Source organism: Limnobaculum parvum (assembly GCF_003096015.2).
In the GTDB taxonomy this organism is placed as follows: domain Bacteria; phylum Pseudomonadota; class Gammaproteobacteria; order Enterobacterales; family Enterobacteriaceae; genus Limnobaculum; species Limnobaculum parvum.
This window is the reverse complement of record NZ_CP029185.2, coordinates 1,942,348-1,956,957: the sequence shown is the minus strand read 5'-3', so window position 1 is coordinate 1,956,957 and position 14,610 is coordinate 1,942,348. Positions and strand designations below refer to the sequence as shown.

Below are 14,610 nucleotides of genomic sequence, written 5' to 3'. Positions count from 1 at the left end.
TATCCGCCTATTTACGTTAGTCAGATAAAGAGGTACATTACTTATGTAATAAAATTACAAGATTTCTTAAGTCGTACACTTACATTTTTTACGGCTTAATTGAGGAGATAGTTATGGTAGATGATTCGATAGCTCAAGCCTGTGATTTAGTTATTTTTGGCGCTAAAGGTGATTTAGCTCGCCGCAAGCTATTACCATCACTTTATCAACTGGAAAAAGCGTGCCACATTCATCCTGATACGCGTATTTTAGGTGTTGGCCGTGCTGACTGGGATAAGGCTGCGTATACTGAGGTTATCGAAAAAGCGCTGACCACCTTCATGAAAGAGGAGATCGATCCAGAGGTTTGGAAGCGATTAAGCGCACGTTTAGACTTCTGCAATTTGGATGTTAATGACATTCCGGCATTTAGCCAACTGGGTCAGATGCTCGATCAAACCAACAGAGTCACCATTAACTATTTTGCTATGCCGCCCAATACGTTTGGCGCAATTTGCCGTGGCTTAGGTGAAGCTGGACTAAATAAATTTCCCAGCCGTGTGGTGATGGAAAAACCGCTGGGCAATGATTTGAAATCTTCCCAGGAAATTAACGATCAGGTTGCTGAGTATTTTGATGAATCTCAGGTTTACCGTATCGACCATTATTTAGGCAAAGAGACGGTGCTGAATCTGTTAGCTCTGCGTTTTGCTAACTCGCTATTTGCTGCAAAGTGGGATAATACCGCCATTGATCACGTCCAGATTACCGTTTCAGAAGAGGTAGGCATTGAAGGGCGCTGGGGTTATTTTGATAAAGCAGGACAGATGCGTGATATGGTGCAAAATCACCTGTTACAGATTCTAACCATGATTGCGATGTCCCCTCCGGTGGATTTAAGCGCCGACCGTATTCGTGATGAAAAAGTTAAAGTGCTGCGTTCTCTGCGCCGCATTGACCATACCAATATTCGTGAAGCCACTGTCAGAGGCCAGTATACCGCTGGGTTTGTTCAGGGGCAAAAAGTGCCGGGCTATCTGGATGAAGAAGGTGCTAACAAGCGCAGCAACACCGAAACTTTTGTGTCTCTACGGGTCGATATTGATAACTGGCGTTGGGCCGGCGTACCGTTCTATTTAAGAACCGGTAAACGTTTACCATCCAAATGTTCTGAAGTTGTTATCTACTTTAAGAATCTGCCAATTAATCTGTTCCGGGATTCTTACCAGACATTACCACCAAACACCTTAACCATTCGTCTTCAGCCAGATGAAGGGGTTGATGTACAGATCTTGAATAAAGTACCGGGTCTGGAACATAAGCACCGCTTGCAAACTACGAAACTGGATCTGAGTTTCTCTGATACCTTCCATGAACAGCATGTCGCTGATGCCTATGAGCGTTTATTGTTGGAAACCATGCGTGGTATTCAAGCACTGTTTGTTCGTCGTGATGAGGTAGAAGAGGCGTGGAAATGGGTAGATTCCATTATGAATGCCTGGGCTGCGGATAATGAACCACCAAAACCTTATCAGGCAGGTACTTGGGGGCCCGTCGCCTCCGTTGCTATGATCACCCGTGATGGTCGCTCATGGAGCGAATTTGAATAAATAAGACAAAACGGTGCCATCCCGCTCGGTTAGTATGGGATGGCGATAACGATTGTTAATGAAGGTAACTACCATGGCAAACTTAACGAACTTTCCATCAACGGATGATTTAAATCGCCGCTTAGCGCAACAGGTGGTATCTGAGTTGCAAAAAGGAATTGATACTAAGGGAAAAGCGAGTCTTGTAGTCTCCGGCGGCAAAACCCCGTTAGGTTTATTTAAATTACTCAGTCAGCAGCCATTGGCATGGGAAAAAGTCACAATTACTTTGGCTGATGAACGTTGGGTGGACCGCAGTGACGATTCCAGCAATGAAAAGTTGGTACGTGAAAACTTATTGCAGGAACACGCTGCCACGGCACATTTTGTCTCATTAAAGAATGAGAGCCTCACACCATTTGAAGGCGCATCTGGGATAGAAAAATCGCTGAAAGAGATAGCAATGCCTTTTGATGTAGTGATTCTGGGTATGGGTGATGATGGACACACGGCATCATTATTTCCTGGGGCCGAAAATTTATTTCCGGCACTGGATATGAAGTCTAAACATCTGTGCATGGGAATGACCCCATTAACAGCACCGTTAGACCGATTAACGCTGACGCTACCTGCGCTATTAAACAGTCGCCATATTTTCCTGCATCTGGTGGGGGAGAATAAGCGAGTGGTTTACCATCAGGCACAGGAAGGGGATAACGTTAATGAAATGCCTGTTCGTGCGGTCATACACCAAACCCAGACGCCGGTAGATGTATTTTGGTCTGCATAAATATTTAAATAATCCTGCGTGTGGCGAGTCAGTTGCACGTTTATGTTAACGGCTGCGACGTGCCTGGCTGAGTCAGGTATTTGACTAGCCACATGGAGTTCTCACTAGATGAAAAACTGGAAAGTAAGCGCTGAAAGTATCCTATCTGATGGACCGGTCGTTCCTGTTATTGTTATCAAGGAACTGAAAGATGCTGTTCCTTTGGCTAAAGCATTAGTTGCCGGTGGTGTTCGCGTACTGGAAGTTACCCTGCGTACTCCATGTGCGATGGATGCGATTCGTGCTATTGCCAAAGAAGTACCTGAGGCCATTATTGGAGCGGGTACGGTGTTGAATCCTCAGCAACTGGCAGACGTTGCCGCTGCAGGCGGTCAATTCGCTATCAGTCCGGGGCTGACCGAACCGTTGTTGCAGGCGGCGGTTGAAGGCAATATGCCTTTAATTCCGGGAATCAGTAGCGTTTCTGAACTAATGTTGGGTATGGATTACGGTTTACGTGAGTTTAAATTCTTCCCGGCAGAAGCTAACGGCGGCGTAAAAGCCCTTCAGGCGATTTGTAGTGCTATCTCTTCTGTTCGTTTCTGTCCTACCGGTGGCATTACCCTGAACAACTGTCGTGATTATCTGGCATTGCCAAGCGTGTTGTGCGTGGGTGGTTCGTGGTTGGTTCCGGCTGATGTTATTGCTAAAGGTGATTTTAACCGTATCACTGAACTGGCTCGTGAAGCCGTAGCGCACGCCAAAGGTTAAATTGAGTTCGCCTATCCAATCGCTAAAGGAAATGGATTTATCCATCGCCTATGTACTGAAGGGCGATTACGGCGACTTGGTTTACCATGACAATGTTTAAATAAATTAGAGGCACCAAGATGAGTGCCTCTAATTTATTGCAATCAACGCCGAAAATTTGAGCTGACTGTCAGAGTCTGATACTTAGCAAGCGGCAACAATCTTAATTTCCACTTTATATTGTGGTTTCATCAGCGCCGCTTCAACAGTGCAACGTACAGGGGCATTGCCGTCAGAAACCCAAGCATCCCACGCGGCATTCATGGATGCAAAATCGACCCTATCGGATAAAAAGATGGTGACATCCAGAATGCGTTCTTTACTGGAACCTAACTGATTGAGCATGACATCGATATCAGCAAGTACGTTAGCCGTTTGGGCGGTGACATCTGCATCCAAATTGTCAGGTACGCTGGTATAGTAAATCGTATTGTTATAAATCACGGCATCAGACCAGCGATCGGTAGGGTTAATTCGTTTAATTGTCATGGCGTATTGCTCCTGAATATATCATGGTGATTTCATATTAATCGCTTAAGGTTAGGATAACCACTATTGCGGTTCAATTCCCCTGTCGGATCAATCATAAACCCATTTCTACAAATGTGGATTAGATAAACGGTGGTAGTGAAAACCAGCGCGCTGAATATCGACCAATTTCATGTTATATGAGCGAACAGGGTGGTGGTGACAGGTCAGGACAGGCATAATAAGCCACTTCTTTACCGTATCTGCTCCATGCTGGCGGTCAGACTCATTCAAGCTTAATCCAACGGATACACATACTTGGCAGATGATTTCGCACCTAAAGGTGCATTAGCTCAGGCAATTAAAGGTTTTAAACCGCGTGAACCGCAGCGCGTAATGGCCAAAGCTATCACTCAGGCAATCAAGAAAAAACAGGAACTGGTGGTAGAGGCAGGTACCGGTACAGGGAAAACCTATGCTTATTTGGTACCAGCAATACGCTCTAAACGCAAGGTTATCATTTCAACGGGTTCAAAAGCCTTGCAAGACCAACTGTTCGCGCGCGATCTGCCGACAGTAGCTACTGCACTGGAATTTACCGGTAAGCTAGCGCTATTGAAAGGGCGTTCTAATTACTTATGCCTTGAGCGGATGGAACAGCAGTCAATGACCGGGGGAGAACTGACTAATTCGACCCTTAACGATCTGGTGAGTTTGCGCCGTTGGTCATCCAGCACTATAGATGGTGACGTAAGTACTTGTACTCAGGTAGCTGAAGATAGCTATATCTGGCCTCTGGTTACCAGTACCAATGACAACTGCCTAGGTAGTGATTGTCCCTATTATAAAGAGTGCTTCGTCGTCAAGGCTCGGCGTCGGGCAATGGATGCGGATCTGGTGGTGGTGAACCATCACCTGTTTTTAGCTGATATTGTGGTGAAAGAGACCGGTTTTGCCGAGTTGATCCCTAATGCCGATGTCATGATTTTCGATGAGGCCCATCAATTGCCGGATATTGCCAGCCAATATTTTGGTCAGCAGGTTACCAGCCGTCAGCTATTGGATTTGGCGAAAGATATTATTATTGCTTACCGTACTGAAGTGAGGGATATGGCACAGTTGCAAAAGAGTGCCGATCGCTTAACTCAGAGTACTCAAGATTTTCGTCTGGCACTGGGGGAACCCGGTTTCAGAGGTAATCTGCGGGATGTGTTGGAGCAACAAACTATTCAACGGGCGCTGCTGTTAGTGGATGATGCGCTGACCCTGTGTTATGACGTAATAAAAATGGCATTAGGCCGCTCGGCCTTGCTGGATGCCGCCTTTGAAAGAGCAACGCAGTATCGTTCACGTCTCGATCGTCTGAAAGATGTCTCTATTCCCGGCTATAGTTATTGGTATGAATGTGGTGCCCGCCATTTTGTGCTGGCCCTGACGCCGCTTTCCGTATCGGATAAATTCCGTGATTTGATGGACGAAAAGAAAGGGAGTTGGATTTTTACGTCAGCAACCCTTTCGGTGAATGATTCACTGGATCACTTCAATCAGCGTTTAGGATTGGAAAAAGCCGAAACCTTAATTCTCGCCAGCCCGTTTGATTATGAAACTCAGGCATTGCTGTGCGTGCCGCGCTTTCTGCCATCGCCTAACCAGTACGGTGGTGCTAAGCAACTGGCTTCAATGCTGCAACCACTTATTGAAGCTAACGATGGTCGCTGCTTCTTTTTATGCACCTCACATCAAATGATGCGTGATTTAACGGAAGCTTTCCGTGAGAGCATGACCTTGCCGGTACTGATGCAGGGGGAAACCAGTAAAGGTAAACTACTTTCTCAATTTGTTGAGTCCGGCAATGCATTACTGGTGGCAACCAACAGTTTTTGGGAAGGGGTAGACGTTCGCGGTGATGCGCTCTCCTGTGTTATTATCGATAAACTACCTTTTACCTCACCAGATGACCCGCTGCTTAAGGCGCGTATTGAAGATTGCCGACTGCGCGGAGGCGATCCTTTTAATGATGTTCAGCTTCCAGATGCGGTTATCACGCTGAAGCAGGGCGTAGGACGCCTAATCCGCGATACTGACGATCGTGGTGTTATTGTCATTTGTGATAATCGATTAGTGATGCGTCCTTATGGCGCTATTTTTCTTAACAGCTTGCCACCGGCTCCCAGAACGCGTGATTTAACGAAAGCGATTGAATTTCTTCATCAACGATCAACGCCTGATGATAAATAAAACTGCTCACGTAACGAATAATTACCAGCATCAATATGGTATAATTGGCGGATTATTTTTATCTGTAATCCCGTCTGAGGTTTTCAATGTCAACGCGAATTCTTGCGCTTGATGCAGCCACAGAAGCGTGCTCCGTCGCCATTTGGAATGACGGTAAAGTTCATGCTTTGTACGAACTGTGTCCTCGTGAACATACCCAACGTATTTTACCTATGGTTCAGCAGATCTTAGCTGAAACTGGGTTAACTCTGGCCCATATGGATGCGCTGGCTTTTGGTCGCGGTCCGGGGAGTTTTACCGGTGTACGCATTGGTATTGGTATTGCTCAGGGGCTGGCCTTAGGCGCCGACTTACCCATGATTGGTATTTCAACCTTAAATACTCTGGCTCAGGGTGCTTATCGTATGACCGGCATGACGCAGGTTCTGACCGCTATCGACGCCAGAATGGGGGAAGTCTACTGGGGTCAATATCAACGCTCTGCACAAGGGGAGTGGCGTTTGGTAAATACTGAGCAGGTCTTGTCACCTCAGCAGGTAAAAGAACAGTTAATATCAAGTCATGGTGAATGGGCTATCGCGGGTACGGGATGGGAAACCTATCCCGATATGGCTGATGAAACCGATGTGATCGTTCGTAACGGCAAGATGTCGTTGCCGCAGGCAGAAGATATGCTGCCTTTAGCCATTTCCTGCTGGAAAAAAGGCGAAGTTCAGACGGTAGAATCGGCAGAGCCAGTCTATTTACGTAATGAAGTGACTTGGAAAAAACTACCGGGTCGAGAATAAACGGCAACCACCGTTATTTTCCCCATATAGTTTTGTCAGAGAATGTGATTTTTTGATATTACAGTAGTAATAGAATATTCGTCTATGGTAACCATAGAGCTCTTAACGGTTAGGTTCACTGTAATGAGTCTTGTTCTGTCTGAGGAATAACGACAGAACGAAGGCAAAATGCCAGATACAGGAGTATTTCATTGAATAAGGTATGGTTATCCCGTTATCCCAAAGATGTTCCGGCAGAGATAGATCCCCTACGCTACTCATCACTGGCGGATATGTTTGAAAATGCGGTAAATCGTTTTGCCGATCAGCCTGCTTATATTAATCAGGGAAAGGTAATGACCTTCCGTCGATTAGAGAAACGTAGCCGGGCTTTTGCCGCTTACCTGCAAAATTCACTGGGGTTGAAAAAAGGTGACAGGGTAGCGGTAATGATGCCGAACCTGTTGCAATATCCTATCGTACTGTTTGGTATTCTGCGTGCGGGTTTGGTGGTGGTTAATGTGAATCCACTGTATACCCCAAGAGAACTGGAACATCAGCTAAATGACTGTGGCGCAAAAGCGATTGTGATTGTGTCAAACTTTGCCCATACGCTGGAAAAAGTAGTTAAACAGACGCCAATTGAACACGTGATTCTCAGTGGTTTGGGAGATCAGCTCTCCGTTGGTAAGCGTTCTCTGGTCAACTTTGTGGTTAAGTACATTAAAAAACTGGTGCCAAAATACAACCTGCCTGGAGCCGTATCATTTCGCAGTGCTTTACATAAGGGGCGTCACCAGCAATATATTAAGCCACGATTATCACCTGATGATTTGGCTCTGCTGCAATATACCGGTGGCACAACTGGCGTGGCCAAAGGGGCAATGTTGACCCATAAGAATCTCTTGGCCAATATGGAGCAAGCGCGTGCCGCCTATATCCCTCTGCTGGTCGTGGGTCAGGAACTGGTGGTAACGGCGCTGCCGCTCTATCATATTTTTGCGTTAACCGTAAACTGCCTGCTGTTTCTTGAAGTGGGGGGATGTAACCTGCTAATCACCAATCCGCGAGACTTAAAAGGCATGGTGAAAGAGCTTTCCCGCTACCCATTCTCGGCACTGACCGGCGTGAATACTCTATTTAATGCGCTGATCAATGATGAAGATTTCCGTGAGTTAGACTTTAGCCATCTGCATATCACCGTTGGTGGTGGCATGTCGGTTCAGCGAAGCGTTGCCGATCGTTGGCAACAGTTGACCGGAACCCATCTGTTGGAAGGCTATGGCCTGACGGAGTGCTCGCCATTAGTCGCGGGTAATCCTTATGACTTACAGCAATACAGTGGCAGCATCGGTCTACCGGTATCATCTACGGAAATCCGGCTGGTTGACGATCGGGGTATTGATGTACCTGAAGGGCAGCCCGGTGAGCTTTGGGTAAAAGGCCCGCAGGTAATGAGAGGCTACTGGAATCGTCCTGAAGCGACCAACGAAGTCATAAAAGACGGGTGGTTGGCAACCGGTGATATTGTGGTGATGGACGAGCAAGGCTTTATGAAGATCGTCGATCGCAAAAAAGATATGATTCTGGTTTCTGGATTTAACGTTTATCCGAATGAAATTGAAGAAGTGGTCGCCAGTCACGCTAAAGTTCTGGAAGTGGCTGCCATTGGCGTACCGAATGAAGTTTCCGGAGAAACCGTGAAAATTTATGTGGTTAAAAGAGATCCTAGCCTGACTAAGGATGAGCTTTTAGCCCATTGCCGCAGTGGATTAACCGGCTATAAAATTCCGAGAATCGTTGAATTTCGTGACGAGCTGCCTAAATCTAATGTGGGTAAGATACTACGTAAAGATTTGCGTGATGAAGCTATTAAACAGCAAGCGGGTCGTCAAGTGTAACCGGCGTGTAATGAGGCATAAATAACGCCGGAAATCCGGCGTTATTTATGCCAGAAACTAACAAACAAGAGATTATGTTTTGGATTATCAACTGATAACAACTGATGTCGAATTACAGCAGGTTTGCGAACGTGCCAGTCAGGCTTCACGCATTGCATTGGATACTGAATTTGTTCGAACCCGCACCTATTACCCTCAGTTAGGATTGATTCAACTTTATGATGGTGAGCAGGTTGTTTTGATCGATCCACTGAATATTCAACAGTGGGAACCGTTTCGCGCGCTATTGATTAATCCAAATGTCATTAAGTTTCTTCATGCTTGTAGTGAAGATCTGGAAGTCTTTCTCCATGAGTTTGGCGTACTGCCAGAACCCATGATCGATACCCAAATACTGGCGGCATTCAATCAACGTTCACTTTCTACAGGGTTTGCGGCACTGGTTGCGGAATATCTGGATATTGAACTGGATAAAAGTGAATCCAGAACCGATTGGCTGGCTCGTCCACTGACCGAAAGACAGTGCATTTATGCCGCGGCGGATGTTTTCTACCTGTTGCCAATAGCGGATGTGATTCTGCAAGAGACTGAACAGCTAAAATGGCTGGATGCTGCTAAAAATGAGTGCGCCATGATGAGCAAGCGCCGCTGTGAACAGCTTGCTCCAGAAGAGGCCTATATCGATATCAATAACGCTTGGCAGTTAAATCACCGTCAGTTGGGTTGTTTGAAGCGGTTAGCGGCTTGGCGTTTAAATTATGCTCGCGATCGCGACATGGCGGTTAACTTTGTTGTCAGAGAAGAGAACCTGTGGCAAATGGCGCGGTACCAACCTTCATCGATGGGGGAACTGGAACCGTTAGGGTTAAGCGGGCCGGAAATCCGTTATCACGGTAGAACCATGCTGCGCCTAGTTGTAGAAGGTCAGCAATTGCCGGAAGAAGCATTACCGGAAAAAATATCGCGTATTGTGGATCACGCTGGATATAAGAAAGTGTTTAAAGATATCAAATCGCTGATCCAGACCATTTCTGGCGAAAGCGGATTAAACGTTGAACTCCTAGCATCACGTCGTCAGATTAACCAGCTACTGAAGTTTTTCTGGCAGCAAGATATCAGTGAGCAGCCTGAATTGATGCAAGGATGGCGAGGGCAGTTAATGCGTGAACGTTTAGCTGAATTGCTTGAGCAGGAAGCCCGTGTTTTTATGTAGGAATTGCGGCGACGGTTGAAATAGAGAACCGCCTTTCAAGGCGGTTTTTCTCATTTTATGCCCCTATAGGACACGCTTAACGTTTCACGTCATCATGTTCCGGTAGTGTCACGTTAAGCTCCAGTACGGAGATATCATCCCCTTTTTGCTCTAATTGAACGGTAACCATTTCCGGGTCAATTTGCACATACTTACAGATAACCTCAAGCAGGTCGCGCTTCAATTGCGGTAAGTAGTGCGGCTCGTTATCGCCGCGACGACGTTCTGCAACGATAATTTGCAGACGCTCTTTGGCGATATTGGCGGTTGGCTTATTACGGGACAGGAAAAAATCTAACAATGCCATGACTTATGCCCCTCCGAACAGTCGTTTTAACAGACCTTTTTTCTCTTCAGTCAGAAAACGGAATGGTATTTCTGCACCCAACAAACGCTCAACGGTATCTGCATAAGCTAAACCTGCGTCAGATTCGGTATCGAGGATAACTGGTTCACCCTGATTGGAAGCACGTAACACTGATGGACTTTCAGGAATAACACCCAGCAGAGGGATACGCAGGATCTCCAACACATCTTCAACGCTTAACATATCACCGCGGTTAACGCGGCCGGGGTTATAACGAGTGACCAGCAAATGTTCTTTAATTGGCTCTTCGCCATTTTCAGCACGACGAGATTTTGATGCCAGAATACCGAGAATACGGTCGGAGTCACGTACTGAAGAAACTTCCGGGTTAGTGGTGATAATCGCTTCATCTGCGAAATACAGCGCCATCAGGGCTCCGCTTTCGATACCGGCCGGAGAGTCACAAACGATAAAATCGAATTCCATCTCACCGAGGTCTGCGAGTACCTTTTCTACGCCTTCTTTAGTTAATGCATCTTTGTCGCGAGTTTGAGACGCTGGCAGAATATAGAGGTTTTCTGTACGTTTATCTTTGATTAGCGCCTGATTAAGCGTGGCATCACCCTGAATGACGTTAACAAAGTCATACACTACGCGGCGTTCACACCCCATGATTAAATCGAGATTACGCAGCCCGATATCAAAATCGATAACGACAGTTTTGTTTCCTTTTTGTGCTAAACCAGTAGCAATGGCAGCGCTGGAGGTGGTTTTACCAACGCCCCCCTTACCGGAAGTAACAACAATAATTCGTGCCATAAGGTGTTCCTTGTAAATAAGGCTTAATTAAATGATTCAATAGTTAAGATATTATCTTGTAAAAATAGTCTGGCGCTGCGCTCATAAAATGTAGATGGAATTCGGTCACTTAGCCAATATTCTCCGGCAACAGAGACTAATTCAGCTGCAAGATGAGTACAAAAAACTTGGCTGCTGGTGTCGCCACCGGCACCGGCCAGCGCACGACCACGCATCATACCGTAGACATGAATATTGCCATCGGCAATCAGCTCTGCGCCTGAACTCACGGAACTGATAACCACAAGATCGCAGCCGCGAGCGTAAATTTGCTGCCCGGTACGGACAGGGGTACTAATGATTCGAGTTTTTGGCGGCGGCGGTGGTGGTGGTGTTGCAACTTTGGTTACTCTACTTGCCTTGCCTTCTGTCAGCAGCGGTAGACCCGCAGATTGGATAGATCGCTTTTGTTCATCACTATGAAACCCACTCACACCAACAACACGTAAGCCTGCATCCGTCACGGCACGTTGCACCTGCAACCAATCAGCATCAGGTGTGAGTGCGGCAACGTTCAAAACCACGGGCGCATTCTGCAAAAAAGCGGGAGCTTGCTTTACCTTCTCGGTTAAAGCTTCTCGAATGATGTTAGGTTCTGAATGATTCAAATGAACAACAGACAGAGTAAAACTACTGCCTTTTAACTCAACTGGCGATTGTGACATCTATGCTGACTCAGTTTTTGGCTCCCGCTATTGTAGCCAGAGCACTGTTTTAATGTTCAATATTGTAAAATACACGAACGCATAGCTGCATGTTATAGTTAGCTGCATATCTAGGCAAGTCACTGAGTCAATTAATTAGAGCGAAATAACAATGTTGTGTGCAATTTATCGTAGTAATAAACGCGATCAGACCTATCTTTATATTGAACAGCAGGATGATTTTTCCAAAATTCCTGAAGCGTTAATGAATAGTTTCGGTAAGCCTGTGTTTGTTATGGTTCTTGATTTGGATAAACGGCATAAATTAGCCACAGCAGATATTGAACGAGTGAAACACAATTTGGCTGAACAGGGATTCTATTTACAGGTCCCGCCTCCAGTAGAAAGCTTACTAAAGACACCTGATGATTTTGACGATTAAACCGCTTTTAATTTCAAGAAAAAATGTTCTGATGTCGTTTGGTGCTTTAGTCGCGTTGTAACAATAGATTTATTTATGCAATTTGTATAAGAATAATTTGGGATGATGATAGTGAAATTATCAATGATTGCCTGGTTGACAGGTATTGCGCTACTCGCCGGATTCAGCGGCAAAAACCTTCAAGCTCAACCCGCCATCAGTAACGCTTCAGGCAGTACTCCAACAACGAAACAGAGCGCTACTTATAATGAATCACAATTTCCTACTTATGTGGAAAAATTAAAGGCCAGAGCGTTAAGTGAAGGTATCAATCAGCAAACTATCGATCAGGCGTTTGCTAATGTCTATTTTTTGAGTCGTGTGATTGATTCAGATAAAAATCAGTTGGAAAAGAAGATCACACTTGATGATTATTTGCAGCAAGTATTACCAAATTGGAAAGTAGAGCGCGCGCGTCAAATGTATCAGGCCAATAAAACCAAGTTAAATAGGGCTAGCAAACGATCTGGCGTACCGGCCAGCTATATTGTGGCTCTATGGGGGATGGAGAGTTCGTTTGGCAAACGTCAGGGGAAAGAAGATATTATTTCCGCCTTGGCAACATTGGCTTTTGAAGGACGTCGTGAAGCGTTTTTTACTCAGCAGTTGATTGCTGCGCTGCAAATCTTACAACAAGGTCATATTTCGGTTGATCAATTTACAGGCTCATGGGCTGGAGCAATGGGGCAATGTCAGTTTATGCCAACCTCATTCCTTAAATATGGTCTGGATGGTAACGGTGATGGGCGTATTGATATCTGGAATAACCTAGATGATGTTTTTGCCTCAACCGCCAATTACCTAGCCACTGAAGGCTGGAACGCTAACGAGAGTTGGGGGCTAGAGGTAAAAGTAACAAAAGGGCTGACTGATGAAGTCATCGGGCTGGAAGATGCTAAAGCGAAGACGGTAGCCGAATGGCAGAAACAGGGAATTGTGCTTTCACATAAAGTGGCCGGAAATCAGCGGGCCTGGATTATCCAGCCTGATGATGCACAGGGGAGAACATTTATGGTATTTAACAATTTCCGGACTATTATGCATTGGAACCGTTCTACTTACTTTGCGATCAGTATCGGTACTTTGGCAGATAAAGTTGTACAAAACTAAGCGTTTAATCTAAGTTTTTGTGACCGATGTAATGATAACATTCGGATAACATCAAATGGCCTGGCATGATGTTAGGTTGAAAACAATGATAAATATCTGCATCGATAAAATCAGACATAGCTTAATGAAGGAGTAGCAATCATATGTATCAACATCGAGATTGGCAGGGTGACCTATTAGAGTTGCCTGTGAGTAAAGTCGTCTGCGTTGGCAAAAATTATTCAGACCATATCAAAGAGATGGGGGATAACACTCCTCAACAGCCGCTACTGTTCATTAAGCCTGAAACGGCGTTATGTGACATTACTCAGCCAATCGTAATACCGGACGGATTTGGCTCGGTTCATTATGAAGTAGAACTGGCGGTACTGATTGGTCTACCGTTGAAAAATGCGGATGAAGGGCGGGTTGCTAACGCCATTGTAGGATACGGCATTGCTATTGATTTAACCCTACGTGATTTGCAGGCAGAGTGTAAAAAGGCCGGTGAGCCGTGGGAAAAGGCCAAAGCATTTGATAATGCTTGTCCTATTTCTGGTTTTATTCCGGTAGGGCAGTTTGGTGATGCTCAGCAGGCTTCACTTTTGTTGTCGATTAATGGTCAGGTTCGCCAGAATGGGAATACTCGAGAGATGATTACGCCGATTCTGCCGCTGATTTCTTACATGAGCCGCTTTTTTACGCTACGTCCTGGCGATATTGTATTAACTGGTACACCTTCAGGTGTTGGTCCGATTGCACATGGTGATAACTTCACCGTTGCGCTTAATGGTAAAGAAATTACCAGCCGCGTGTTATAATCTTTTCATATCGTCTAGAACAGACGCCTGTAGCCAACAGTTACAGGCGTTTATTTTTGGATTTACCCTTGTTTAATAATGCTGGAATATCATCATGAGCCAATCCTTTTTTTGGCAGCAAAAGACGCTGCCCGAGATGACCGATGACGAATGGGAGTCGTTGTGTGACGGATGTGGCCAATGCTGTCTGAATAAACTGATTGACGAAGATACAGATGAAATTTATTTCACTAACGTCGCCTGTAACCAGCTTAATATTAAAAGCTGCCAGTGTCGTAATTACGATCGTCGTTTCGAACTGGAAGAAGATTGTATCAAACTGACTCGGGACAATTTACCCACTTTTGAATGGTTACCACCAACTTGCGCCTATCGTCTGATAGCCGAAGATAAACCATTGCCTGAATGGCACCCGCTGTTAGCCGGTTCTAAATCTGCCATGCATGCCGCCAGAATTTCAGTACGGAATATTGCGGTACCGGAAAGTGAAGTGATTGACTGGCAGGACCACATTTTGAATAAGCCAGACTGGGCTAGATGATTAATTGATTTATAAGATAAATTTCATCTATTTTTTGATTAACCCTCTTCGGAGGGTTTTTTATTAAGTCTAAATTATCTGACATATTGTTTCTGA

Annotated in this window: 15 protein-coding genes; 11 read left to right on the top strand and 4 right to left on the bottom strand. The window is 45.4% G+C overall.

Features of this window, described 5'->3' with window-relative positions; genetic code table 11:
- Nucleotides 1-113 precede the first annotated feature (113 nt).
- The 3 genes from zwf (at nt 114) to HYN51_RS08005 (ending at nt 3,108) form a co-directional block, all read left to right on the top strand.
- Nucleotides 114-1,589, top strand: a complete 1,476-nt coding sequence (zwf, locus tag HYN51_RS08015; RefSeq protein ID WP_108899550.1) for a glucose-6-phosphate dehydrogenase — start codon at nt 114-116, stop codon at nt 1,587-1,589.
- A gap of 73 nt (nt 1,590-1,662) precedes the next feature.
- Complete coding sequence (pgl, locus tag HYN51_RS08010; RefSeq protein ID WP_108899549.1) at nt 1,663-2,358, top strand: 6-phosphogluconolactonase; 696 nt, start codon at nt 1,663-1,665, stop codon at nt 2,356-2,358.
- Between the two features lie 108 nt (nt 2,359-2,466).
- Nucleotides 2,467-3,108, top strand: a complete 642-nt coding sequence (locus tag HYN51_RS08005) for a bifunctional 4-hydroxy-2-oxoglutarate aldolase/2-dehydro-3-deoxy-phosphogluconate aldolase (RefSeq protein WP_108899548.1) — start codon at nt 2,467-2,469, stop codon at nt 3,106-3,108.
- 183 nt (nt 3,109-3,291) lie between these two features.
- On the opposite strand, the gene HYN51_RS08000 is transcribed toward HYN51_RS08005, so the two are convergent.
- Complete coding sequence (locus tag HYN51_RS08000; protein WP_108899547.1) at nt 3,292-3,636, bottom strand: RidA family protein; 345 nt, start codon at nt 3,634-3,636, stop codon at nt 3,292-3,294.
- A gap of 297 nt (nt 3,637-3,933) precedes the next feature.
- Between HYN51_RS08000 and HYN51_RS07995 the strand changes: the two genes are divergently transcribed.
- The 4 genes from HYN51_RS07995 (at nt 3,934) to rnd (ending at nt 9,734) form a co-directional block, all read left to right on the top strand.
- Entirely contained in the window at nt 3,934-5,853 is a 1,920-nt protein-coding gene (locus HYN51_RS07995; RefSeq protein ID WP_108899546.1) for an ATP-dependent DNA helicase, read from the top strand.
- An 86-nt stretch (nt 5,854-5,939) separates the two neighbouring features.
- Nucleotides 5,940-6,641: a tRNA (adenosine(37)-N6)-threonylcarbamoyltransferase complex dimerization subunit type 1 TsaB gene (gene tsaB / locus HYN51_RS07990; protein ID WP_108899545.1), complete on the top strand. Its 702-nt coding sequence runs from the start codon at nt 5,940-5,942 to the stop codon at nt 6,639-6,641.
- Nucleotides 6,642-6,832: 191 nt separating this feature from the next.
- Complete coding sequence (gene fadD, locus HYN51_RS07985) at nt 6,833-8,521, top strand: long-chain-fatty-acid--CoA ligase FadD (protein WP_108899544.1); 1,689 nt, start codon at nt 6,833-6,835, stop codon at nt 8,519-8,521.
- Between the two features lie 79 nt (nt 8,522-8,600).
- The gene (rnd, locus tag HYN51_RS07980) at nt 8,601-9,734 is read left to right on the top strand and encodes a ribonuclease D (RefSeq protein WP_108899543.1); all 1,134 of its coding nucleotides are present in this window, start codon (nt 8,601-8,603) and stop codon (nt 9,732-9,734) included.
- A 76-nt stretch (nt 9,735-9,810) separates the two neighbouring features.
- On the opposite strand, the gene minE is transcribed toward rnd, so the two are convergent.
- Genes minE through minC form a run of 3 tightly spaced genes read right to left on the bottom strand, consistent with a single transcriptional unit; the run spans nt 9,811 to nt 11,603 of the window.
- Nucleotides 9,811-10,080, bottom strand: coding sequence for a cell division topological specificity factor MinE (gene minE, locus HYN51_RS07975; RefSeq protein ID WP_108899542.1), 270 nt, complete (start codon nt 10,078-10,080; stop codon nt 9,811-9,813).
- Between the two features lie 3 nt (nt 10,081-10,083).
- The gene (gene minD, locus HYN51_RS07970; protein ID WP_108899541.1) at nt 10,084-10,899 is read right to left on the bottom strand and encodes a septum site-determining protein MinD; all 816 of its coding nucleotides are present in this window, start codon (nt 10,897-10,899) and stop codon (nt 10,084-10,086) included.
- A gap of 23 nt (nt 10,900-10,922) precedes the next feature.
- Nucleotides 10,923-11,603, bottom strand: coding sequence for a septum site-determining protein MinC (minC, locus tag HYN51_RS07965; RefSeq protein ID WP_108899540.1), 681 nt, complete (start codon nt 11,601-11,603; stop codon nt 10,923-10,925).
- Nucleotides 11,604-11,754: 151 nt separating this feature from the next.
- Here minC and HYN51_RS07960 point away from each other — a divergent pair, with 151 nt between their 5' ends.
- The 4 genes from HYN51_RS07960 to HYN51_RS07945 all read left to right on the top strand — a co-directional run bounded on the left by HYN51_RS07960 (nt 11,755) and on the right by HYN51_RS07945 (nt 14,514).
- Entirely contained in the window at nt 11,755-12,024 is a 270-nt protein-coding gene (locus tag HYN51_RS07960) for a YcgL domain-containing protein (RefSeq protein WP_108899539.1), read from the top strand.
- Nucleotides 12,025-12,135: 111 nt separating this feature from the next.
- Nucleotides 12,136-13,173 carry a lytic murein transglycosylase gene (locus HYN51_RS07955; RefSeq protein ID WP_230513955.1) on the top strand — a complete coding sequence of 346 codons (1,038 nt, stop codon included), beginning with the start codon at nt 12,136-12,138 and terminating at the stop codon, nt 13,171-13,173.
- A gap of 143 nt (nt 13,174-13,316) precedes the next feature.
- Nucleotides 13,317-13,973 carry a fumarylacetoacetate hydrolase family protein gene (locus HYN51_RS07950; protein WP_108899537.1) on the top strand — a complete coding sequence of 219 codons (657 nt, stop codon included), beginning with the start codon at nt 13,317-13,319 and terminating at the stop codon, nt 13,971-13,973.
- A gap of 94 nt (nt 13,974-14,067) precedes the next feature.
- On the top strand, nt 14,068-14,514 hold the full coding sequence (locus tag HYN51_RS07945) for a YcgN family cysteine cluster protein (protein WP_108899536.1): 447 nt from the start codon (nt 14,068-14,070) through the stop codon (nt 14,512-14,514).
- The last annotated feature ends 96 nt before the right edge of the window (nt 14,515-14,610 follow it).

Coding starts and splice junctions, on each gene's coding strand:
- zwf (WP_108899550.1), top strand. CDS start 114: ATGGTAGATGATTCGATAGCTCAAGCCTGTGATTTAGTTATTTTTGGC.
- pgl (WP_108899549.1), top strand. CDS start 1,663: ATGGCAAACTTAACGAACTTTCCATCAACGGATGATTTAAATCGCCGC.
- HYN51_RS08005 (WP_108899548.1), top strand. CDS start 2,467: ATGAAAAACTGGAAAGTAAGCGCTGAAAGTATCCTATCTGATGGACCG.
- HYN51_RS08000 (WP_108899547.1), bottom strand. CDS start 3,636: ATGACAATTAAACGAATTAACCCTACCGATCGCTGGTCTGATGCCGTG.
- tsaB (WP_108899545.1), top strand. CDS start 5,940: ATGTCAACGCGAATTCTTGCGCTTGATGCAGCCACAGAAGCGTGCTCC.
- minE (WP_108899542.1), bottom strand. CDS start 10,080: ATGGCATTGTTAGATTTTTTCCTGTCCCGTAATAAGCCAACCGCCAAT.
- minD (WP_108899541.1), bottom strand. CDS start 10,899: ATGGCACGAATTATTGTTGTTACTTCCGGTAAGGGGGGCGTTGGTAAA.
- minC (WP_108899540.1), bottom strand. CDS start 11,603: ATGTCACAATCGCCAGTTGAGTTAAAAGGCAGTAGTTTTACTCTGTCT.
- HYN51_RS07960 (WP_108899539.1), top strand. CDS start 11,755: ATGTTGTGTGCAATTTATCGTAGTAATAAACGCGATCAGACCTATCTT.
- HYN51_RS07950 (WP_108899537.1), top strand. CDS start 13,317: ATGTATCAACATCGAGATTGGCAGGGTGACCTATTAGAGTTGCCTGTG.
- HYN51_RS07945 (WP_108899536.1), top strand. CDS start 14,068: ATGAGCCAATCCTTTTTTTGGCAGCAAAAGACGCTGCCCGAGATGACC.